Raw genomic sequence first — 23,771 nt, forward strand, 5'->3', positions numbered from 1 at the left:
CATCATCTAAAAACAAAAAGCTTCAAGAAAATTCTCGAAGCTTTTTATGTTTTATACTATTTATATTTCTAATAAACTAACCTCAATCCTACACCGAATCCCATATCGCTATCGTAATGAGTTCTGATGTGCATATTTCTGTTCAAGATATAGCTCAACTCGCCCATATATTCTTTATCTGTATTCCACATAAAACCAGCGCGAACTCGTTTTGAAATTGGAATATCCTCTCTCATCAGTTGCAAACGAACTTTTCCTGTTTGATAAATTTCGGTCTGAAAATCAATTAACATTGGTAATTTATACACAAAACCAGCACTGAATAATCCTTTGTTTCTATCTGTTTTTTGACCAAAAATATTCTTTTCTACAATTCCGTGGTCTGTTAACATTTTGTGTTGATTCCAATCAAAACCTACAAAAACTTGAAACCATTGATTTCGATCAATAAAACGTCCCAAATGTGTTTCTACTTCATAACCGTGTTCTGGTTTGTAACCAATTCCCCACTCCGAAGTAAAAGCCCAACGTGCATCTTGCACCATCAACATACCATCTAAACCATTTGTAGCGAAATCATTTTCTACCATAACATGCTTCATATTACTTTCCATTTGCAACATTTTATAAGCATGTTTTTTATTTGGTAAATTAGGATTTTGATAATCTCCAACCTCAAAAACGCGATTCATTCCGCCCATCATGTGATACAAAATATGACAATGGAAAAACCAATCACCTTCTGTATTTGCCTCAAATTCGATGACATTTGTTTCCATCGGCATAATATCCAACACGTTTTTCAGCGGAGAATATTCACCATTTTTATTAATGACACGAAAATCGAAACCATGTAAATGCATTGGGTGACGCATCATCGAATTGTTATATAAGGTAATACGCAGAATCTCACCTTTTTTGACTGGAATTTTATCCGATTCCGAAAACACTTTGTTATCCATACTCCACACATAACGATTCATATTTCCTGTTAATTCGAAACGCATTTCTTTTATTGGAGCATCTTTCGGAAGTGTTGTGTTTTCAGGTGATTTTAGCATTCCGTAATTTAAAGTGGTAATGTTTGAGGATGTATTTCCGTGCGAAGAATGATCCATTTCAACCATTTCTTGATGATTTTCTGCCGAATCTTTCTTTGATTTTTTGGATTTCTTTTTCGCTTCTCCAGAAATCTCAGGATACATCACGGTATTCATGTCCATTTGCTGCAAGCTCATTTTCATGCCCATATCGTTCATCGTTCCGTCCATATTCATCATGTCGTTCATCATTTTCATACCTTCGAAATATTTCAATTTCGGAAGTGGTTCCATCAATTGTTTCTTTCCTTCACCAATAAACAACGAAGCCGAACCTGTTCTATCTTCAGAAGTTGCTTGAAATTCGTACGACAAACCACCTTCGGGAACTGTAACTACAATATCATAGGTTTCGGAAACGCCAATAATCAAACGATCAACCTCCAAAGGTTCTACATCATTTCCATCATTCGCAACAACGGTAATTTTCCCTCCCGCATAACGCAACCAAAAATAAGTCGACGCACCACCATTCGAAATTCTTAAACGCACTTTATCACCTGCTTTGAATTGTTTCAGTTGACTTTCATTCTGCGCATTTATCAAGAATTTTTCGTAATAAACATCACTCACATCCATTGCCAACATACGTTTCCATTCGTTGGTCAATTTTGTTTTGAAATGCCCTTCACGAATTGCTTCTGCATAACTTTGCGTAGAACCTTTTTTGATTCCCGCCCAATCGTTTGCATTATGCAACATTCGCTGAATATTTTTTGGATTAAGATCTGTCCATTCACTCAACATCACAGGAATTGTAGGTAAATCATCAATTCCTTTTCTGAAAGTTGGATCATTTTCGCGTTTCTTCAAAATCATCGAACCGTACATCCCGATTTGTTCTTGATAGCCTGAATGACTGTGGTACCAATGCGTTCCGTTCTGAATAATCGGAAAAGAATACGTGTACGTTTCGCCAGGTTTGATTCCCATTTGCGTCAACATCGGAACCCCATCTTCCTTATTCGGCAACCACACGCCGTGCCAATGCAAAGAAGTATCTTCATTCAATTTATTATGTACACGAATGACAGCCGTATCACCTTCCGTAAACTCCAAAGTTGGCATAGGAATTTGACCATTTACCGAAATCGCTCTTTTCTCTTTTCCTGAAAAATTAACAATGGTATCACGTACATATAAATCGTATTCCACACGTTTTTGCGCATGCAAAGCAATCGCCGACGGAATAAAAAGTAAACAAAGTAATTTCCTCATATGAATGATTTATTATAATTGACTAAACTTCTTATAATTCTCCTCATTTTCGAAATAATCAACATTTCCTTGTTGATCTTTCAAAACGATATACGCATTCGCTTTATCAATCTCCTTTCCTGTAAAAGGATCTTTTGCTTTACGCGCCGTTTCATCATTCGGAATTCTTTCTACGCACATATTACAACAACCATAATACGTTTTTCCATCATAAGGAACTTCGAACTGATCTTTGCCCATATAAGCGTTGTTCACCATACAAACTTGCTTATTCGGAACCTTATCTCCAACATTGTAAGCCATTGTTTGCGAAGGTTGCATCATATCTGACATCTGTTCTTCGTGAGCAGTAACTGTTGGTTCTTCTGTTTTATTTTGACAAGATGTTAATGCAAAAATACTTAATATTGAAACGCCTAAAACTATCTTTAAATTCTTCATTTTCATTCAATTTTTTAATTATTATTTCAATGTTTCAACTGTGCTTCCGCATGTCAACATCATATTTCCGTAGAAAGGATTTTTAATATCCGAATCTTTACTCAACCAATTCGAACCACCATTAAACATTGGACAATTTTGATAATAAACTGTGTAACCAAGATTTGCTTTCTGAGCTAATTTGTACATTGGTTGTGATAATTTCGCAAAAGTTGAACGTTGTTTTTCAATATTTTTTTCTTGCGATAATTGTTTCGAAGTTGTTTCTAAATCATTCAAAACTTCCATCCAAATCATATGCGATTCATGTGAAAGTTTACCCATTTCTACAACAGAAATTGATTTAGTAAATGCAGTAATTTGTTTCGAAATTTCACTTTCATTGGCTTTTACAAAAGCATCTTTCAACGAAAAGTAAGCATCAAAAACGTGTGACAATTGATTTTTTTGTTGAGAAGTTTCAGCTTGATTATGAGTAGAATGATCCATTTCTTGATGGTTCATCAACATTTTTTTATCCCGAGAATATTGACAATCTTTTTCCAATTTTGCATAAGCTTCATCAGGCGCCATATACTCTGAGTTATCGAAACCTGCTAGCGCAATATTTTTTAAGATTTCGTTCGAATTTGTTTTTGCTTTATTATATGAAATCGAAGCTGTTTGGGTGTTTGTATCAAAATCTACTTTCGAAATTCGAGGTTGATTTCCTGCTTTTTCAATTAATTCTTTTGCATTTGCACAATTTCCTTTCACTTGAAATTGTTTGGTTTCTTGATTTTTAAATTGTGCATTTGCAGCAAAAGCAAGAAAACTTCCGATAACTAAAAAACTATATTTTTTCATGATTTTTAATTTAGATTTTATCAATTGGTCGACGCGTATGTTTGCTCAATTGTTTGAAAACAGAAGGCGTTAAACCAGTTACTTTTTTGAATTGTGCACTAAGATGTGCCACACTCGAATAATTCAATTGAAACGCAATTTCACTCAATGATAATTCGTCATAAATCATTAATTCTTTGACTTTTTCGATCTTTTGTTGAATAAAATATTTCTCAATTGTTTGCCCTTCCATTTCCGAAAATAGATTCGAAATATATTTGTAATCCAAATTAGTTTTCTCACTCAAATAATCAGATAAATTGACTTTCAGTTCGTTATTTTCTTGATGAACCAGCTGAATAATCAATGTTTTGATTTGTTCAATCAACTTACTTCTTTTATCATCAATCAACTCAAAACCAACTTCTTCTAATTCATTTCGAACCAATTCTAATTGTTCATTATCAATAGGATTTTTCAATTCAACTTCTCCCAATTCGATATGATTTGTTTCGATGTTATTCATCTTCAAAATTCGTCCAACCACTACTTTACAGCGATGACAAACCATATTTTTTATAAATAATTTACTTGTATTTTCCATAATATATTCTTCGAAATTGAGCGATTTAATTCACTTAAATTTACAAAATCTTATGTTACAAATTTCGTACAACTTCATTTCAAAAGATTATACAATTTGCAAGATGATGTATATAATTTTCAGATTAATCATTTTTCATTAACCTATTCTTGATAAATGAATTACCAAAATCATCTGTTTTTTGAATATATTTGGTTAGAAATTAATTTCTCAAAACAATAAATTCTATGACAAAAAAAGAACTAACTCCAGCAGAACAAAATAACTGCATTCAGATTTTGAAAGAACGTTTTGAGAAAAATATGCACCGACATCAAGATTTAGATTGGCAAAAAATAGAAGAAAGGATCATTAATCAACCCGAAAAAATTTGGTCTTTACATCAAATGGAAATTACTGGTGGTGAACCTGATGTTATTTTTTATAATGATAAAACAGACGAATATTATTTTGTAGATTGTTCGGCAGAAAGTCCGAAAGAGCGTAGAAGTTTGGCGTATGATTACGAAGGACAGACGTCTCGCAAAGAGCATCAACCAAAAAACAATGCGATTGATGTTGCAAAAAGTATGAAAATTGAATTATTGACCGAAGAAGAATATCGTTTGTTGCAAGCTGTAGAAATTGTAGATCAAAAAACGTCAAGTTGGTTAAAAACTCCTGAAAAAATTAGAGAATTAGGTGGCTCTTTATTTGGTGATTATCGTTATGGAACTGTTTTTATTTATCACAACGGCGCACAATCGTATTATGCAGCACGTGGTTTTAGAGGAATTTTAAAAGTTTAAAAACTATGAAATTTGTATTTCCATTAATTGTTTTTCTTCTTGGTTCAATTCTATTTATTATTGGCATTATGTGTAAAATCACACATTTTTACTTTATTATTTCTGCCAATTTGATGTTATTTTTAGCTTCCATTATTCAAATCATTGGAATTATCATATTCATTTTCAAATTAATTATTCCTCTTAAAAAAGACACTTCTATAAATTCTTGATTGCATCAAAACCAAGATTATTTCTTTAATAAAAAATCACCATAAAAATCAGGAATATCGCTCGAATAAATAGCAGATGCAACTTCATCTATTGGATAATCAACCTTGATAATTTCAGCTTCAATCTTCTGCTCATCCAAAGTTAGAATTGTATAAGTTGCTTTCCTATCATCTTCCTTGCTTCTGCCTACAGAACCACTATTTATGAATAAAACATCCGAAACCTGCTGAATATAAGATTGATGCGTATGCCCCATCACCAAAGCATCTATATTTTTATCTTTCAAAAAAGAATACATCATTTGCTTATCATCGGTTTCATACACATATTGGTCGTTGGTCTCTAAACTTGCATGAACAAGTAATATTTTCTTAAACGAATTCCCAGTTTTAAATACCAATTCAAGTTGATAAGGTAAATTACCTAACCATTCTTTATGTTCTAAACTGATGGTTCTTTTACTATGATTAATCGCTTCAAATCTATTTTTAGTTTCAATATCGTCATGATGTAAAAGTGGAAATAAAGGTAAATCTAACGCAATTCGCTCATCGTGATTTCCTAATAAACATGGAATTTTATTCTTGATAAAAAAAGAAATAACTTCATTACTCCAAGGTGCAAAATCAACTAAATCTCCTAAACAATAAATTTGATTGATATTCTTATCCTTAATATCCTTTAAAACTTCATTCAAAGCCAATAAATTTCCATGAATGTCACTAATAATTGCAATCTTCATCATTTCTTCCCACATTAAAAAAACTAATTTAGATTTTTTATTACAAACTAAAAAACAATTATTCTCTCCAATTCTATGATTATTATCAAATTACTTTTATCTCTAAAACAATATTTACAAATCAATTAATTTTAATTGCATACATTTATTTTAAATTATTCTAAATAAATATTGTCTAACTAAATCTTTTTCCTAATATTTGTATTTTAATTTAGACTTAATACAAATAATAATGAAAAAACTATTTATTTCTACTGCAATCTTAGCTCTATTAGCAAGCTGCACGAATAAAGAATCAAAAAATGAATCGACTGAAGAAGTAAAAACAGAGAATACTATTTCGAAAGAAAAAATTGTTTCTTTAAATGGAGCGATTACTGAAATTTTAGCTGATTTAGGAGAAGAAAATAACCTTGTTGGTGTTGACGTTACAAGTACTTACCCCGCTTCTGTAAAGGAAAAAGCAACAGATTTGGGGCATACTCGTTCTTTGTCAATCGAGGCTTTATTGGCTTTGAAACCAACAAAAGTATATGCGACAGATAAAGACTTGAATCCAGAACAAATTGCACAACTAAAAAATGCAGGAATACAGACTGAAATTATCAAACAAGATTATTCAGTTGAAGGAACGAAAGAGTTAGTAAAAACAGTTGCAACTTCTCTAAACAAACAAGATTTCGATGCTATTACTACTAAAATTGACACAGATCTTAAAGCTGTAAAACCTTTGGCTACAAAACCAAAAGTATTGTTCATTTACGCTCGTGGAGCAGGAAACTTGATGGTTGCTGGAACAAATACACCAATGGAAAAAATTATTGGAATTGCTGGTGGACAAAATGCTATTACAGAATTTGAAGATTTCAAACCATTAACGCCAGAAGCGGTTGTAAAATCAAATCCTGATTATATTTTGATGTTTGACAAAGGCTTAGAAAGTATTGGTGGCGTTGACGGCGTATTAAAATTAGAAGGTGTTGCTTCTACAAATGCAGGAAAAAACAAAAAAATCATCGCGATGGATGGTCAATTGGTTTCTGGATTTGGACCACGTGTTGGACAAGCAGCAGCGCAATTAAATCAATTACTTCAAAAATAAAAAAGTCTAAAACAATATGTATCCGCAAATCAGAATACATCTTTCTTTGTTAAGTTTAGGCATCTTTGGTCTTGCAATTCTTGCATTATTTCTGGGTGTTTATCAATTTAACGAATCCATCCTATCCATTATCAATAAAGCGATTACCAATAGAACTGCCATCAACGACAGCGATTATTATGTGCTTTTCGATTTACGATTACCACGTATTATTATGTCTATTTTGGTTGGTGCTGGTTTGGCGGTTGCGGGAACTTGTCTACAAGGTATTTTCAAAAATCCATTGGCATCTCCAGACTTGATTGGGATAACATCAGGAAGTATTTTATTTGCTGCAATTACGATTGTTTTGGGAGGATATATCAAAGATTTTGTTCCAGAAATTATCCATTACTCATTGCTTAGTTTGATGGCATTTGTCGGCGCTATGTGTTCCACAGTTTTTGTGTATAAAATTTCTTCACATCATCAAAAAACAAATATCACCATTTTACTGTTAGCCGGAGTTGCCATTTCTGCTTTATGCGGATCTGCAACCGGATTGTTAACATATCTATCATCAGAAGAAGAATTACGCAACCTAACATTTTGGACATTAGGTAGCATTGCAAGTGCCAACTGGGACAAAATCTTAATTTTAACAATCGTTGTTAGTGTAAGTTTTTACTTTTTAATTGGAAAAGGAAAAATATTAAACGCGATGATGTTGGGCGAAAAAGATGCTGAACATTTGGGAATTAATGTCGAAAAAACGAAAAGACAAATCATTGTTTTCTCAGCTTTATTAGTCGGAACAATTGTTTCTTTTACAGGAACAATCGGATTTGTAGGATTAATCGTTCCGTATATTTTACGATTAGTCTTCAAATCAAATTATGTAATCATTCTTCCCTTATCTGCATTTTTAGGCGCGATATTAGTCATTGTTGCAGATACAATCAGTCGAACATTGGTTGCTCCATCTGAAATCCCAATCGGTATTTTAACTTCGTTAATGGGCGCACCAGTTTTTATTTCAATTTTAATGAATTATAAAAAATCATTGTAATGTTAGCGGTAGAAAATATTAATTATCAATACAAATCATTCAAGATTTTAGATACGATTTCGTTTGATGCAAAAGCAGGAAAAATGATTGCAATCGTTGGACCAAACGGTGCAGGAAAATCTTCTTTATTGAGCTATATCGCGAATGAAATTGAACCAAATGCTAACCTAATTCGACTAAAAGATATTGCCTTAAAAAACTGGAAAAAAGAAGATTTACCGCAACATAAAGCTAAATTTTCGCAACATCAACCAACAGATATTCCGCTTACAGTGAAGGAAGTTGTGCTGATGGGACGTTATCCATATTTCCAAAATTCACCTCAACAACAAGACATCGATTCGGTTGATTATTGGATGACCAAAACCGATATCAATCATTTAAAAGACAGGGATTACATTCATCTTTCTGGTGGCGAAAAACAGCGTGTACATTTGGCGCGCGTTTTTGTGCAATTAGAGAATGAAGTCAATCAAAAACTACTATTATTAGACGAACCTTTGAATAATTTGGACGTTTCTCATCAATTTAATTTGTTAGAAATTCTGAATGATTTTAAACAAAAAGGAAACTTAGTAATTTTGGTAATGCACGACCTTAATTTGGCTTCTCAGTTTGCTGATGAAGTGATCTTAATGAACAAAGGAAAAATTGTTTATCAAGATAGTCCAGAAAAGGTTTTCCGACCAGAAATCATTTCCAAAATTTATAGATTTCCTTGTACCATTTGTAAAAATCCAATCGACCAAAAACCACTTATTTTATTCGGTAAAAAAACAATTACAATGAACACACTTACAGATTTAAAACAACAATGGGAAGATTTGAAAGCAAATCAACCTAAAATTAGAATACGTAACGCAGCGAAAGAACTTGGCGTTAGCGAAATGGAACTTTTAGCAACGCAATTAGGCGATAATGTTACAAAATTAAAGCCTGAATTTGCTGCGATTTTACAAGAAATAGAGTCACTTGGAAAAGTGATGGCTTTGACGCGCAACAACGAATGTGTGCACGAACGCAAAGGTATTTATCTGAACCCTGATTTTTCTTCGCCTCACGCACAACTTTTTGTTGGGGAAGATATTGATATGCGAATTTTCTTGAATCATTGGAAAACAGCTTTTGCAGTTGTAGAAAAATCTGAACATGGAGAACGCAAAAGTTTACAATTTTTCGGGAAAGATGGCGAAGCTATTCACAAAATATATTTGGTTCCGCAAAGCAATGTAGAAGCCTTTGATGCATTGGTTGAGAAATACAAAGACGAAGATCAAGAAACTATTCCTGCAACAGAAATCATCGAAAATAATGTTACAGAAAAACCTGATAACGAGATTGATGTTGAAGGTTTTCAACAAGCTTGGGTTGAGTTGAAAGACACGCACAATTTCTTTACAATGTTACGCAAATTCGGAGTTACACGTACGCAAGCATTGCGTTTGGCTCCGACAGATTATCATGCAAAACAAATTTCGAATGAAGCAATTGTTCAGTTCTTAGAAAAATCTGCCGAAACGCAAACGCCAATCATGGTTTTCACAGGAAACAAAGGAAATATTCAGATTCATACTGGTGAAATTAAACGTACGATGTGGCATGAAAACTGGTTCAATATATTGGATCCAGATTTTAATATGCACTTGGATATGTCAAAAATTGCTTCAACTTGGATTGTTAGAAAACCAACTGAAGACGGTATTGTAACAGCGATTGAGGTTTTTAATGATAAAGGAGAAATCATTGTGCAATTCTTTGGAAAAAGAAAACCAGGTATCCCTGAATTGGAGCAATGGCGCGAGATTGTCGCTGAATTGAATTAAGAAGAATCTTACCAAATTTTATATTTCACACTAAATTTTACCCGATTAATAGAAAATGTTAATCGGGTTTTTATTGTACTATAATTTAGTCTTTCATCAAGAGTTTTATATATTTGATTATGCTAACGACAAAAGAAAAAATAAAATTCATTTTCAAACCTTATATATTAAGTATGTTGATTTTTTCAGTAGGATTTACACTATTTTTTACTCTTCTGAAAACCATCTTTCTTGATCATATTGATGTATTTATTGTAGATTTTATTGTTCCTGTTATATTTGGACTCATATATGTTTTTATCTATTTATTCAAGTTTCCTTTTCAAAATTTAGTGTTTGATAATAAATTAAATTTTACACGTTTAGTTTTATTCTGTACAATAACACCTTTATTTTTACTTCAACTTACCATCTCAAAATACTTACTGAATGAAAAGTTGATAGAACCATTAATGCTATTTATTTTTTCAGAAATATTTACTCTTTTTGTTTTTTTGATTAGCCTAAAATTCGCGAAAGTAAAATCTAATAACCAACTTTACAATTCTTTCTAACTTATCAATTTTTAAAGCATTATAAAATCACATAATAAAAAAAGGTCGTCTTTTCAGACGACCTCACACAAAGAGACAAATAAAGTACTCAAAACTTTATTTCAAAACTATTTTTTTCGTTTCAACTTTATCGGCAGATTGTACTTTTACGATGTAAACTCCAGCCGAAAGTTTATTTAATTGTATTGTTTTATTTGTAAATGATGACGTTGGTTGATAGCTTTCTTGATGCACCAATTGTCCATTTATCGCATAAATTTGAATATTTAATGGAGACGATTTCGCTTCTTGAGAATTGTACACCAAACCAATTGTTTTAGGTTGAGAAGTGGTATAAATTTCAAACTTCGTTTTGGCTAATTCTGTTGTTCCTAAATTAGTTGTTACATTTTCGTAATCGAATGTTATTTTTCCTGTAGAAGTTCCTTCAAAAGTTTTGAAAACTAATTTATAAATCTGATTCGTAGATGTATTTTTGATAAAATGATTCGTTGGATTCACTACATAAGACCAACCCGATAAGGTTTTCCAATTATATCCAACTGCATTAATATCTGCTACATAAGCTGTATCATCAGTAGGATTTCCAGATTCTGTTTTCGCTACTTTGATCAAATCACTTTGCAAAACTCCCGTTACCGTATACATCACAATATCACCATCATTCGTCGTAAGTGGTGTAACATATTTTGTAAATTTCAAATCCCATTTACTTTGGTCTGGCTCTGGTGTAACCGCTTTATCAGTCAATAAACTATAATAATTGAACAAATTAGTTGAATTGGTTTTATGTGGAAGATTTACTTTTGTATCAGCAGACCAAGTTCCATTTGTCAATTTAGAATACGTAAAATTATATTCGCCTAAAGGAGCTGCAAAATTATCTATTTTCAATTTTACATATTCTCCTGTTGCATATTTCAAGACAAAAATGATTGAACCATTTACGTAATGATTTGCAATACTATAATTACCCCAACCATATGTCGCAGAACCATTATTGAAAGCGCCTTTTTGCCAATCAGTATCCGAATTATACAAAGCAGTCCAAGTAGATAAATTTGCTACATCAATTGCATTCCATTTCGACAAATCATTTGATGCTTCGTACACCTGAATTCCTGCACCATCATTCACTCGAATTCCTGTTGACATATTCGATTTTCGATAAAATGAAATATCCCAATCGCTTCTATTTACAGAATTCGTCGATTGATCTGCCAATCCATAATAAACATCATTTGCATAAGCTGCACCCATTGTGACTTCACCTTTTATGGTTTGTGCATTTATTGCAACAGATGTTAGAATGATTGTTGCTAAAAGTGTAAATTTGTTTTTCATGATATAATAATTTTTTAATTGTTATTCAGAATTAGAACAGTCAATCCGAGAGATTACACTCTGACCCGTATGACTCGGATTGACGCATTCTAACCACTAATAATGAGTATGTTTATGATAAATTTATTTGATAAGTTTATATTCAAATTTTGGATAACCTCTCACGCCAGAAGCATTCAGAAAAGCTAACATTTTAATTTTGTAATAATTATTTTCTGCATCTTTGATGATATAAAATCGATCCGAAAATAATTTTTGAGGAGCAGTAACTTGTCGCCAAGAATCACCAATTGCACGCTGATCGTCTAAAAATTTTGTTTCATCAATCATCGTTTCATTAAATTTTTCGTAGGTAATTTCATTGGTTACATCCACACGATAGGCTTTTGCGCCTGCTTTCAGATTATTGACTACGTAATCCGAATATCCATAAGAACCATTTCCTGTAATAAGATTAGTGAAAACTGTAAAATTCAAATCCCATTCTAATTTTGGAGGTTCAACATCTACAATATCATTCGTCGTAAAACTGAAGTGAACAAAATTATGCGTCGACGTTTTTGCTATAACTTTTTCTTTGTAAGTCGTATCATCTAAATCGGCATATTGCATCACATATTGCTCATCTTTTTTGATGAATTTCACTTTTTTCCAACCGCGTGAATTTCCAGCAACAGCCGCAGAACCAACCGCAGGCGTTGATGTTCCGACTTCGTAACCCAAATTCAGTAAATAAACTGGGTTATCTGATTCTTTAATTTCCGCAATCGCTGTTTTCAAAATATCTCCAGCAGGATCGTCAACATATTCTTTATTAGAATCTGTAAATGTACCTACCGCAACTTCGTTGATTAATTTCCCAACAGATGCTTTTGTTACTTTCGACAAATCGGTTTCGTCCAACGCTTTTACCGCCATATAAATAGAAGTATTTAGCATCACGCGGAAATTTGTTCCATTGTAAAAACCTAAATCCCAAGAATCTCTTTTTACCTTTGTTTGCGTTCCTTTACTTAAGTCTACATAAACCTGATATTGCTCATTTGGTCCGCCGATTTCCACATCCATTGTTCCTCCAATCGAATTTTCGAAAGAGATTTTTGTTGACGAATATCCTTGAATAATCGCTGATGGATAATCAATTTTTGTAATTTCAAACTGAATTGTTTTATCAGAACGATCAAATGGATAAATCAAATTCTTGAACGTAAAACTTGTCGACGTTTCACCTTTTTTGATTGGAATAATAATTTCTTGATTTGCAACTGCAACAGAAGTTGAATAATCGACATTATAAGTTGCTTTATCTTCGGTTACTTTGATATGAATTTGTCCATCTTGCTCTGCTACTTTAGAATAAATTAAATTTATTGTTTTCTCATTATCAATCTTACTAAAATCGATACTTGCATCCTTAAAAGCAACAACAAAATCTTGTCCAATTGGATTGTTTTCTTCGCTACACGACCACAAAAAAGAAATACTAAACAATAAGGTATATATAAATATTTTTTTCATAATTTTTTTGATTAATTAATTCCTAAATTGAACGTAAGTTTAGCAAAATACGAACGTCCATATCCATACAAAATACTTGTAGAATCTTGGCTGTGCGCACCATCATTTCCAGATGAACTGTTCAAATATTTCACATCAAACAGATTTCTCACACCAATTGTTAAATCAAGTTTTTTGTTCCAAAAACTTTGTTTAATCGACGCATCCATCCAGTTAAAAGCTTCTTGTTTGCCTTTTACTAAAATTTGTTCACTTGTATTTGACGGATTATTTTTCAAGACAAATTGCTCTTGCGCTCCATTGTATTTATAGAAAAGTGAGAAAATTGTATTGGTTTTAGGCAAGGTGTACGATACATTTGCATTGATTTGCGTTGAATAGAAATATTTATTTTTAACTGAATTTACAGCAACTGCTTCATCAATATCTTGCTTGATTCCTGTCAACGTAAAGCCAATTCCACCCATAAATTGATGAACTTTGAATTGATTCAAATAAGTAACTCCTTGCACATCATAATTATCAATATTACGATATTGATATTTCAATGGAGATTCTTCAACAACAATCAAATCAATCTTATCTTTCAGATTAATTTTCCACAACGAAACTTTTTGCTCCAACGAATTATTTTCGCCGATATTCCAATTCTTTTTTAAGTGAACAAAAGCAGAAACTCCTTTTTCTGGATTCAGATTTTCGTTTCCTTGAACATTATGATTGACGTCTACGAAATACGAATACATTTCCTCATAATTTGGCAAACGCGGCGAAGTCCCAACAATCGCACGCAATTCCCACTGTTTTCCAAGTAGATATTTCGCACTCAAACTCATTACATATTGTGTATCAAATTGCTCCGAAAACATCACGCGAGCGCCTGGGCGAAACGAAAGTTTATCATTTAGATTAATTTCAGAAGAAGCAAAAAAATCATAAGTTCCTAATTTTCTTTCTATCTGTTTTTGAAAAAATTCTCCTGCCGAAGTTGAAGCAAAACCTTTTGTTTGATCGATTTCATAACCAAATTGAAAATCGAAATAATCATTTTTATTAATAAAATTGCTGAACATCCCTTTAGAATAATACACTTTTCGACTTTCATATTCGAATTTGTTTACATCATGTTCAATACCTTCAAGAATTTCATAATTATACGATTTCAGTTTTCTTTTTTGTTCTTGATATGAAAACGAAACATCATAATTAATTGCTTTTCTAAATCGCCCAGAAGCATTTAAGTGATTGTAAATACGATCTGTTGTATACGTTCTATCTTTTCCAAAATAATCAATTGTCGCAGTTGGCGCATTCGTTGAAGCAATTGGATTGGGATCGTAATACTTGGTTTCTTCGTTGAAATATTCGAATTTATAAAACAAACGATAATTGTCTTTTTTATATTGAACAAATGCTTTTGCTGCATTTTGCTCTTTTGGCAACCATTCGTATCCTCTCAATCCATCATTATTAGGATAATTCTTTCCTTTTTTATCATCAAAAAATCCTTGAAAATCATTACGTGAAAAACTTAAATTAGCGTAGATTTTGTCTGAAAATTTATGCCCGATTTTCAAGGATTGTATATGTCTTCCCTTATTTTTCCAATTGTATTCGTCGCCAATGGTTTCCTCTTGCAAAGTCGCAGAAATATCAAATTTATTCTTCCCTCCTTTTTTAGTAATAATATTGATTACTCCCGCTATAGAATTAGCTCCGTATTCAACTCCCATCGCACCTTCTACGATTTCTATTTGCTGAATATCATCTAAATTAATTTGCGTTAAATCGGTATTATTTCCTAAACCTTCGTCGTTAACTAATGGAATATTATCTACCAAAATTTTGAAATATTGCGCATCCAAACCAAACATTTGCACCGTCGATTTTCCTGTAGAAGAACTCGGAATAATATTCATATTCAATGTTTGATTTAAAACATCTGCCAATGTATTTCCTGCTTGTCGCTCGATCATTTCTTGCGAAATCACTTTTACTTCGTAAATAGATTTCCTGACCGATTGTGCATTATATTGCCCAGAAATAACGGTTTGTTCCAAATTAATCGTCGAATCTTTTGGAAACGAATTAATTTCTTGAGCCTGTAGAGTTAGTGTTGTAAGTAAGCTTAGTAGAAAAAAGCGCCTCTTCATTTGTCCTTAATTTTATTATTTAGAATTAGTCTAATAATTAATAAGACAAATGTAAACGAATTTTTTAATTTATTTTTATTTATTCTAAATTAATTTATTGAACAATGATAAAAATCGAGTTTCATCTTCTAATTCTGATAAAAGAATGAGATGTTAAAACATTATCAATCAACTTAATTTGTTGAAAATTAAATTAAGGAAACTAAAAATTGAAGGAAATTAAAACGAATTATTTTCGTTTAGGTTTTGTTTTTGTAACAGCAAAATAAGACGCTGTAAAAGCAGACAAACTTTTGTAACCGACTTGATAAGCTATTTCGCTCAATGTAAAATTATTGGTATCTATTAATTCAATACTTTTTAGAATTCGGACAAGTTGCATATATTTTTGAAGTGTAATTCCCGTTTCTTGTTTGAAAATTCGTTGCAAATTTCGAGCAGACATATTCGCTTTATCTGTCAATTCATTCAAATTAAAATTTGTCGAATAATGAAAATGAATGTACTCACTCACAGGAATTAAACGTTTATCAACAAGAACTGGCAACTCCAAATTATGGTTTTCATCACAAAAATGAGGCAAACTATACAACATCGAATTTAAGAAAATCTTTTGCTCCTTATCTTCTACCAAAAATTTATTCCATTTTGAAGCATATAGCATCATTTCCTTTAGAATTGGCGGTGCAACAAAAACATGAATATCGTTGTAAAAATCCTCCTTAAAAGTTTCTTTAAACAAAATCAACATTGGATTGACGGTTTTCGCCTCAGAAGTTGTACGATGTAGCTTATTTGCAGGAATCCAAATAACATGATTTTGAGGGACTAAATAAATCTTTTGTTCGATATGAAAATATTGGTAACCTTCTTCAACATAATTCAATTGGAAATAATCATGCGAATGAACCTCATCCGCATTTTTGCGATTCTTCTCGTACCAAACATAAGTATTGGTCGTCATATGATCCGAATATTCTCCAATAATTTGTTTCATAAATGAATTAATTTTTCCTTTTGTACATTTAGCTAATTATAGCAATAAAACCGTCAGTTCGAGTGAAATTCTGGAAGAATTTTATATCGAGAATAAGGTTTTAGAAGATAAAAATTCATCTTAATTCTCGATACAATTTTTATTCATTTCATTTCTAAAAATCACNNAACTGACGAATTTTAATTCAATATGTACAAGATGTTAATTTTATTTGTCGTTTTAAATATAATATATGGCAAAATTAATAAAAACGACATGATTAATTTTGTAACTGAATTAGAAATATCAAGTCAATGGAAAAAAATAAAAATATTTGGATTGGAATTGCAGTTGTCATTTTAGTTTCAACTAACCTAAGAGCGCCAATTACTGCTGTAAGTCCAATTTTAGATGAAATGAAATCTGTCTTAAAAATAGACAATTTTCAGGCAAGTTTATTAACTTCTATTCCACTTTTCGTATTTGCATTTTGTTCAATTTTAGTGAGTAAAGCCACTGCAAAAATTAATATTCGACATGGATTAATTTATTCCTTAATCATTCTAACTATCGGGATTTACGTCCGTATTTACGGCAATATTTCGATGTTATATATCGGTTCGTTACTAATTGGATTGGGAATTTGTATTGGAAATGTTTTGACACCAGCGTATATAAAAAATACGTTTCCAACAAAAATTGGAATTATGACAGGTATTTTTTCGGTTTCGATGAGTTTAATCGCCGCATTAGCTTCTGGATTGAGTATTGCAATTGGAAACTGGACAAATTTAGGTTGGAAAGGTTCTCTTGGAGTTTGGATTATAGCGGCTATAGCTGCACTTATAATTGTCTGTATTGATTCTTTAAAAAATAAAACAGCAACTCAACAAAAAACTGTTCAATCAGAAGATGTAAAATTCAATATTTTCAAATCGAAACAAGCATGGAACATTAGTATTTTTATGGGATTACAATCGTTGATTTATTATTGTTTGGTTGCATTATTACCTACTTTACTCATCGATTTTGGAATGACAAAAACCAATGCAGGCTGGGTATTTTCGGTTTTACAACTTGCCATGCTACCCGCCATGTTAGTTAGTCCAATTTTAGCTTCGCGCATGAAAAATCCAAAAATTATGATTTACATAACTTCTGCTTTATATTTTATTGGAATCATAACATTGTTAATTTTCAAAGCAAAATTCAGTTATTTGAGTGCGATTTTAATTGGAATTGCAGGAGGGTTTGCCTTTAGTCTTTCTATTTTATTCTTCTCATTGAAAACAAAAACAATGGTTGGAACCATCAAAATTTCGGGAATGGCACAATCTGTTGGTTATTTGATTGCGGCATTTGGACCTCCTATTTTCGGAAAATTATATGATATCGAGTCTACTTGGAGCTATTCATTATACTTTTTAATGTTCTGCATGATTATTCTAACATTTTTTGGAATAAAAGCGTCGCAACCCAAATTTGTGGAGGAAGATTAATTCGTAATTAAATAAAAAAGAACTGTTTTATTATTTTAATAAATTACTATCATTTATTGATATCAATAGTGTATATTAGTATGCAATTAAAACTCTTATTCTACATTACCTTAATCAAAACTTGTTAATTAGAATAATGAAACCTAAATCGAGTCTTTTTATTGCGCTTATTTTAGCAGCTCAGTTTTTATTTGCCAATACAAATAATAGCACAACCCAAAAGATAGACAGCTTACTACAACTTGCCAATCAACATGTTGTAGTAGACTACAATAAAATGCTTATTGAATCAAATAAAGCAATAATTTTAGCAGAAAAACAAAACAACATTCCTAAAAAAATCGAAGGATACAATTTAATTTCTAAAGCATTACTTGCTCTTAACCAATTAGACAAAGCATCATATTATATAGATAAAGCCTTAAAGGAGGATTATGTAAAAAATAATAATAAACAAAAAGCTCTTTTTCTATCTACGCAAGCTACATATTATAGTAGACTAGGGCTACCTAAATTTTATTTACAAAAAAATATTGAAGCTTTAGATTTAATTAAATTTAAAAATGATATCGAGTCAAAGCTTATTAAAGCCAATATTTATATCAAATTTGCAGATTATTATTTTGAGAAACATGATATAAAATCTACACATTTTTATGCAGATAAATCAATTGAAATGATTGAGTCTATTTCTATTAAAGATTACAATAATGCCAAAAATATTTTTAGAATAAAACCTTACGTATATTTTTATAAAGGTTGGTTTTATATTAACAATAATCAGCCTGAAAAAGCAAAAAAATTTATTGATAAAAGTTATAAACTTGCGATTGAGCAAAACTATAAATACCTTGGAATTTTTTATGAATTAAATGGCGATTATTATTTTCAAATAAAAAATTATGAAAAAGCAATAGAATCTTATTTAAAATCAATTGAAAACAATAAATATTTTAATCAAAGTTATTCATATGTAGATTCTAAAATTGCGAAAAGTTATCATATGATTGGTGATTATGAGCAAGAACGTTTACACCTTATTAACGAATCAACTGGTCATAAAGACGAACTAGCCAAAGCTAGAAACTCGTTAGAAAATGAACTTTCTCGTGCGCAAGAAAATGAAACAATTCTAAAGAAAAAAACTCAAAAAGAATATATTTTAATTACCGCAATCATTTCTCTTCTATTTTTAATAGGATTCTTAATTGTTTACAAAATTTTAAAAATACGTAAACGTCGAATAATCGATGAAAAAGAGCTTCAATTAAAAGAAAAAGAAGATATTTTAAGTAAAAACGAACAAGAAATAACAAATTTACATCAAAAAGTAAATGAAAGTTTTGGTGAATTAATGGAAATGGCAAAAAGTAATTCTCCGCATTTTTGGTGTAGATTTCAAGAAGTACATCCTCATTTCACTTCTAAAATGTTAGAAATTAATCCGAATCTAAAAAATAGTGAATTAACTTTTGCTGCCTACATTTATCTTGGTTTTACAACAAAAGAAATTGCTAATTATACACATAAAGCCTTAAAAACAATAGAAAATAATCGATATAACATTCGAAAAAGATTAGCGCTAACACCAGACAAAGATCTTATGGTATGGCTTAAAACTAATATTGATAATTAAGGTTTGTATTCTAGTTATATAAATAAAAAAGAACCTCAAATCTGAAAATAATTCTATTAATTGAGGTTCTAGAATAATTACTAAAACTAAAACATTCTTTAAATAATTTGACTAACAATGTTTTATTATAAATATTACAGTCTTTAGATTCTTCTAACTCTTATCAATCAGATAATATATAAGAGTTTGAATTAATAGTTTAATTAAAATTACTTCCAGTAATTCCAAACAACTCCATCAAAAATCGCCAAGGAAATAGCGGAATTATTAATATTATTTTAAAGAAAAATCCCAATCTTGGCTGGAGCGGGAGTGTAAATTCTTCATATCAACGAAATTCATACAATGGTTTCAGAACAGGCGGAACGCTTAATTATCAATCGAATAAAATAAGTAGTTCATTAAAAATAAATCAAGGTGATATTAATTACAAGCTACGTAATAGCCAAAATTTTATTGGGAAAGAAACCGCAATTTATACAAACGAAGAAAGGCATGATAACCCGAAGATTTTTAGCGTTAATTATAACTTAGATGTCAAAATCAATAAAAACCAAAATACAGGATTTATTTACAGTTATAGTAAGTTGAATTATGATATGGATACAAAAGGAATCAGCCGATACCAAACACATTCGGTTATTGATTCTACTTTGTATACCAATCAAAAACAACATTGGACAACACCTACACATACCTTGAATGCTTATTATGATATAAAATTAGATAGCATTGGAAAAAAGCTAAATTTCACGGCGAATTTTCTAAATAATTCACCCAAAAAATTCAACGATTTTAATACGCAAAATGAATTGAATAACAACGAAACTTTAATTCAGAACAATAGTAAAATGAAATATTCGATCTTTTCGATGCAAGCTGATTTTACTTTGCCTTACAAATGGTCGAACATAGAAACTGGAGCAAAATATACATTATTGGATAACAAATCTGATGTGGAATATTATGAATTTGATGGAGCAGATTTTATTTTGAATCCTACTAATAGTAATGTTTTTCAGTACAAAGAAAATAATTATGCAGCTTATGTGAGTTTCCAAAAAGATTTCAATCAAAAATGGTCAGCAAAAGCAGGTTTGCGATACGAATATACTTCGCTAGAAGGTTTTACACCAAATGACGAAAACAGCAGACTGAAAAAGGACTATGGAAAATTATTTCCTACAGCTTATATCAGTTACAAACCAACTACTAATCATTCGTTCAGTATCAATTATTCCAAAAGAATAAATCGTCCCGATTTTCAATCTTTAAATCCATTCCGTTGGTACACGAATCCGTATATGTATTACACAGGAAATCCTAAATTACAACCATCTTTTAATGATAATATCGAACTAAATTATTCGTACAAAGGAAAATTGACTTTTGGACTTTATAATCAATATAGCCAAAATAATTTGTCTAATATTGCACGATTTTCGGATGGAATTTACAGCAATGTAGTAGAAAATAGTTACGATCAAAACAGAACGGGATTCAATATTGGATATTACAACACCTTTTTCAAAATTTGGGAAACTTCAGTTAATGCGAATGCATCTTATACAACCACAAAACCGACTGTTTCTGAACTGGAAAAGTTAAAAGTTTATTCGATGTCGTATTCTTTTTATAATACCATCACATTGAATAAAGACAAAACATGGTTTTTGATGCTAAACTTCTGGCATACGCTTCCATTCACTTATGCGAACATAAAATTGCAAGATCAATTAGAGTTTTCGCCAGGCATTAAAGCTTCGTTTTTCGATAAAAAATTACAAGCAAATTTTGTAATAAATGATGTATTCAAAACGATAAAAAACAAAGGATATTCGTATAACGGCGATTATCGTTCGGAGTTTAATCAATACAATGATTACAGAGGTTTCAAACTTAGTTTAACATACAATTTTGGAAATAATAAAGTGAAAGAAAACAACAAAAAAGTGAATTTCGAGGAACAAAATAGAGCAAATTAAACTTAATTCAACTCTCAAAAACATCAACTTAATTGTTAAGGTTTAAATTTCGATACTATTTTTCAAAAAATATAAAAATAGTTATGGTGCATTCCGATGAATATGAGATATTTGTTTGATTTAACACATCAATATAAATTAACGAGAACTAAATTTAATGAAGAAAGCATTAGAAAATTATTCAATTCAATTTATCAAAGAAATTATTCCTGTAACCGTAGGTATTTTGATTGCACTGTTTATTGACAATTGGAACACGAATAGAAAAGACCAAGTGTATATTAATCAAGTATTTTCAACGATAAAAAGTGAATTGAATGAAACAACGGAAGAAATAAAATACAATATTCCTTTGCAAAATTCTTATGTCGATTCGCTCGAATACTATGCTGATAACAAAAGTGTTAACATTTTGGATATCACAATGAAATGTAAAGGCGTGTTTATTCCTCAAATTAAAACAAGCGCTTGGAAATCAGTTTCAACTTCCAAAATTGACTTGATAAATTATGATAAAATCACTTCTTTATCTAATATTGAAGAACAAAAAGATATATTGAAGAACAAAACAGAATTTTTCATGAATTTCTTATACTCCAACTTTTATGAAACCGAAAAGAACAAAAAAGAAACCATCAAAATTCTAATATTAGACATTATTCAAACCGAAAAAACAATTCAACGACAAATTGATTTTTATAATAAGAAGTAAGGTGAAAGCTGAATAGTAAACTATGTTTTTATTTAAAATCCTTTTTGGGTAATGGAATTTGAAGTCCCGCTTTCACCGTATGCATGTTGACAAATGTCTTAAAACGTCGAATATTAGAATTACTTAAAAACAATTTTCTTATTAATGATTCATACTCTTGCATGCTCTTAACAACCATAATTAGTATAAAGTCTACTTCTCCTGTCACATAGTAACACTGTTGTACTTGTGGAACCTGACTAAAAGTGTTTTTTATTTCATCAATAAATTCAATTTTATCTGTATCCAAATCCACTTCTACAAATAATAAAATTTGAGAAGCAACTTCTTCAGGGTTAATGACAGAAATATCTGCACGAATTACTTTTTCCTCACGCATTTTTTTGATTCGGCGTTGAACTGCCGCTGCAGATAATCCAATTTTATCACCAATATCACGTTGCGAAGTCATGTTATCTTTTTGTAAAATATCAAGAATTTCTATATCAAATCGGTCTAAATCCATCATAAACAAAGCTTAAATGAAACAAAGTTGCAAAATACATTATAAAATTAAAGATTTTCACTATAGTATTTCAATTATTTTTGCAAAACAAAATAATATATCAAACATTCTATTCATGAAAAATGCGACGTTAAAAGGATTTTTATTTGCAATTATTGCAGCTTCATTATGGGGAATTTCAGGAACATTTGGGCAATTTTTGTTTCAACAACGTGGCATCAATGTAGAATGGATGATTACAGTAAGAATGCTTGTTTCGGGTTTCATTTTGTTGTTATATGCTGCAAGCCAGAAAGAAGCTAAAATCGTTGATGTTTGGCATAATAAAAAGGATGCTTTTCGATTGATACTTTTCTCGATAACAGGGATGCTTATGGTGCAATACACCTACTTTGCAGCCATCAAACACTCTAATGCCGCTACAGCAACAGTATTACAATATGCAGGTCCAGTTCTTATCGCTATTTATTTAGCATTTAAAAATAAAAAAACTCCTCGTTTTATTGATTGTATTGCCATTTCTTTTGCTATTATTGGTACTTTCTTGTTGGTTACTCATGGTAAATTGGATAGCTTAAATATCTCTACAACCGCATTATTTTTTGGTTTAGGATCTGCTGTAGCTTTAGCAATTTATACGTTACAACCTATTCCATTATTGCAAAAATACAATTCGGCAACAATTATCGGTTGGGGAATGTTAATCGGTGGATTAGCCTTTTCGTTTGTTAAAGCTCCTTGGTCAATAGATGGTATTTGGGATCAGAAAACATATTTATATACTTTATTCATCATTCTTTTTGGAACATTAATTCCCTTCTATTTATACCTAACCGCAGTACAAATTATTGGTGGTCAAAAAAGTAGTTTACTTGCTTCTGCTGAACCTCTTTCTGCAACAATTATTGCAATACTTTGGCTTAATGTTTCTTTTGGTATCCTTGATTGGATTGGCAGTTTATTGATTGTTTCGACAATTTTTTTG

The 23,771-nt window shown here is 30.9% G+C and carries 19 protein-coding genes and 1 pseudogene; 10 read left to right on the forward strand and 10 right to left on the reverse strand.

Annotated elements, in window-relative coordinates; translation table 11 throughout:
• Positions 1-68: 68 nt before the first annotated feature.
• Genes B4H69_RS11585 through B4H69_RS11600 form a run of 4 tightly spaced genes read right to left on the reverse strand, consistent with a single transcriptional unit; the run spans position 69 to position 4,188 of the window.
• Positions 69-2,318: a multicopper oxidase domain-containing protein gene (locus tag B4H69_RS11585; RefSeq protein ID WP_291094056.1), complete on the reverse strand. Its 2,250-nt coding sequence runs from the start codon at positions 2,316-2,318 to the stop codon at positions 69-71.
• Between the two features lie 12 nt (positions 2,319-2,330).
• Entirely contained in the window at positions 2,331-2,759 is a 429-nt protein-coding gene (locus tag B4H69_RS11590; RefSeq protein WP_262487863.1) for a hypothetical protein, read from the reverse strand.
• Positions 2,760-2,780: 21 nt separating this feature from the next.
• Positions 2,781-3,605 (reverse strand): DUF3347 domain-containing protein, encoded by an 825-nt coding sequence (locus B4H69_RS11595; protein WP_038334127.1) that lies wholly within the window; start codon positions 3,603-3,605, stop codon positions 2,781-2,783.
• A 10-nt stretch (positions 3,606-3,615) separates the two neighbouring features.
• The gene (locus B4H69_RS11600; protein ID WP_038334105.1) at positions 3,616-4,188 is read right to left on the reverse strand and encodes a helix-turn-helix domain-containing protein; all 573 of its coding nucleotides are present in this window, start codon (positions 4,186-4,188) and stop codon (positions 3,616-3,618) included.
• Positions 4,189-4,415: 227 nt separating this feature from the next.
• On the opposite strand from B4H69_RS11600, the gene B4H69_RS11605 reads away from it, so the two are divergent.
• On the forward strand, positions 4,416-4,976 hold the full coding sequence (locus B4H69_RS11605) for a DUF4256 domain-containing protein (protein WP_038334104.1): 561 nt from the start codon (positions 4,416-4,418) through the stop codon (positions 4,974-4,976).
• Positions 4,977-5,205: 229 nt separating this feature from the next.
• On the opposite strand, the gene B4H69_RS11610 is transcribed toward B4H69_RS11605, so the two are convergent.
• Positions 5,206-5,934, reverse strand: coding sequence for a metallophosphoesterase family protein (locus B4H69_RS11610; protein ID WP_038334126.1), 729 nt, complete (start codon positions 5,932-5,934; stop codon positions 5,206-5,208).
• 229 nt (positions 5,935-6,163) lie between these two features.
• On the opposite strand from B4H69_RS11610, the gene B4H69_RS11615 reads away from it, so the two are divergent.
• From B4H69_RS11615 to B4H69_RS11630, 4 genes and pseudogenes are all read left to right on the forward strand, one after another.
• On the forward strand, positions 6,164-7,033 hold the full coding sequence (locus tag B4H69_RS11615) for a heme/hemin ABC transporter substrate-binding protein (RefSeq protein ID WP_038334103.1): 870 nt from the start codon (positions 6,164-6,166) through the stop codon (positions 7,031-7,033).
• A gap of 16 nt (positions 7,034-7,049) precedes the next feature.
• Complete coding sequence (locus tag B4H69_RS11620) at positions 7,050-8,081, forward strand: FecCD family ABC transporter permease (RefSeq protein ID WP_038334102.1); 1,032 nt, start codon at positions 7,050-7,052, stop codon at positions 8,079-8,081.
• Positions 8,081-8,785 (forward strand): annotated as a pseudogene (locus B4H69_RS11625) (heme ABC transporter ATP-binding protein); the annotation flags it as partial. The gene B4H69_RS11620 and the pseudogene B4H69_RS11625, both read left to right, overlap by 1 nt.
• Positions 8,786-8,866: 81 nt before the next feature.
• The gene (locus B4H69_RS11630; RefSeq protein WP_280046060.1) at positions 8,867-9,904 is read left to right on the forward strand and encodes a hemin-degrading factor; all 1,038 of its coding nucleotides are present in this window, start codon (positions 8,867-8,869) and stop codon (positions 9,902-9,904) included.
• 650 nt (positions 9,905-10,554) lie between these two features.
• On the opposite strand, the gene B4H69_RS11635 is transcribed toward B4H69_RS11630, so the two are convergent.
• The 4 genes from B4H69_RS11635 to B4H69_RS11650 form a co-directional block, all read right to left on the reverse strand.
• The gene (locus B4H69_RS11635) at positions 10,555-11,802 is read right to left on the reverse strand and encodes a T9SS type A sorting domain-containing protein (protein ID WP_180906135.1); all 1,248 of its coding nucleotides are present in this window, start codon (positions 11,800-11,802) and stop codon (positions 10,555-10,557) included.
• Positions 11,803-11,925: 123 nt separating this feature from the next.
• Positions 11,926-13,320, reverse strand: coding sequence for an HmuY family protein (locus B4H69_RS11640; protein ID WP_280046042.1), 1,395 nt, complete (start codon positions 13,318-13,320; stop codon positions 11,926-11,928).
• 11 nt (positions 13,321-13,331) lie between these two features.
• Positions 13,332-15,473, reverse strand: coding sequence for a TonB-dependent receptor plug domain-containing protein (locus B4H69_RS11645; protein WP_280046044.1), 2,142 nt, complete (start codon positions 15,471-15,473; stop codon positions 13,332-13,334).
• Positions 15,474-15,702: 229 nt separating this feature from the next.
• On the reverse strand, positions 15,703-16,470 hold the full coding sequence (locus B4H69_RS11650) for a helix-turn-helix domain-containing protein (protein ID WP_180906132.1): 768 nt from the start codon (positions 16,468-16,470) through the stop codon (positions 15,703-15,705).
• A gap of 293 nt (positions 16,471-16,763) precedes the next feature.
• Between B4H69_RS11650 and B4H69_RS11655 the strand changes: the two genes are divergently transcribed.
• The 4 genes from B4H69_RS11655 (at position 16,764) to B4H69_RS11670 (ending at position 22,281) form a co-directional block, all read left to right on the forward strand.
• Positions 16,764-17,948 (forward strand): CynX/NimT family MFS transporter, encoded by a 1,185-nt coding sequence (locus B4H69_RS11655; protein ID WP_180906131.1) that lies wholly within the window; start codon positions 16,764-16,766, stop codon positions 17,946-17,948.
• Between the two features lie 136 nt (positions 17,949-18,084).
• On the forward strand, positions 18,085-19,584 hold the full coding sequence (locus tag B4H69_RS11660; RefSeq protein ID WP_180906130.1) for a tetratricopeptide repeat protein: 1,500 nt from the start codon (positions 18,085-18,087) through the stop codon (positions 19,582-19,584).
• 542 nt (positions 19,585-20,126) lie between these two features.
• Positions 20,127-21,569: an outer membrane beta-barrel family protein gene (locus B4H69_RS11665; RefSeq protein ID WP_349679665.1), complete on the forward strand. Its 1,443-nt coding sequence runs from the start codon at positions 20,127-20,129 to the stop codon at positions 21,567-21,569.
• Between the two features lie 157 nt (positions 21,570-21,726).
• Entirely contained in the window at positions 21,727-22,281 is a 555-nt protein-coding gene (locus tag B4H69_RS11670; RefSeq protein ID WP_180906128.1) for a hypothetical protein, read from the forward strand.
• Between the two features lie 28 nt (positions 22,282-22,309).
• Here the strand turns inward: B4H69_RS11670 and B4H69_RS11675 are convergent, their stop codons facing one another.
• The gene (locus B4H69_RS11675; RefSeq protein ID WP_244958019.1) at positions 22,310-22,786 is read right to left on the reverse strand and encodes an Lrp/AsnC family transcriptional regulator; all 477 of its coding nucleotides are present in this window, start codon (positions 22,784-22,786) and stop codon (positions 22,310-22,312) included.
• Positions 22,787-22,802: 16 nt separating this feature from the next.
• Between B4H69_RS11675 and B4H69_RS11680 the strand changes: the two genes are divergently transcribed.
• Positions 22,803-23,771: EamA family transporter (locus B4H69_RS11680; RefSeq protein ID WP_291094071.1), on the forward strand; the 969-nt coding region annotated here is incomplete at its 3' end.

The sequence above is a fragment of the Empedobacter sp. UBA6745 genome, from assembly GCF_002453775.1.
GTDB lineage: Bacteria > Bacteroidota > Bacteroidia > Flavobacteriales > Weeksellaceae > Empedobacter > Empedobacter falsenii_C.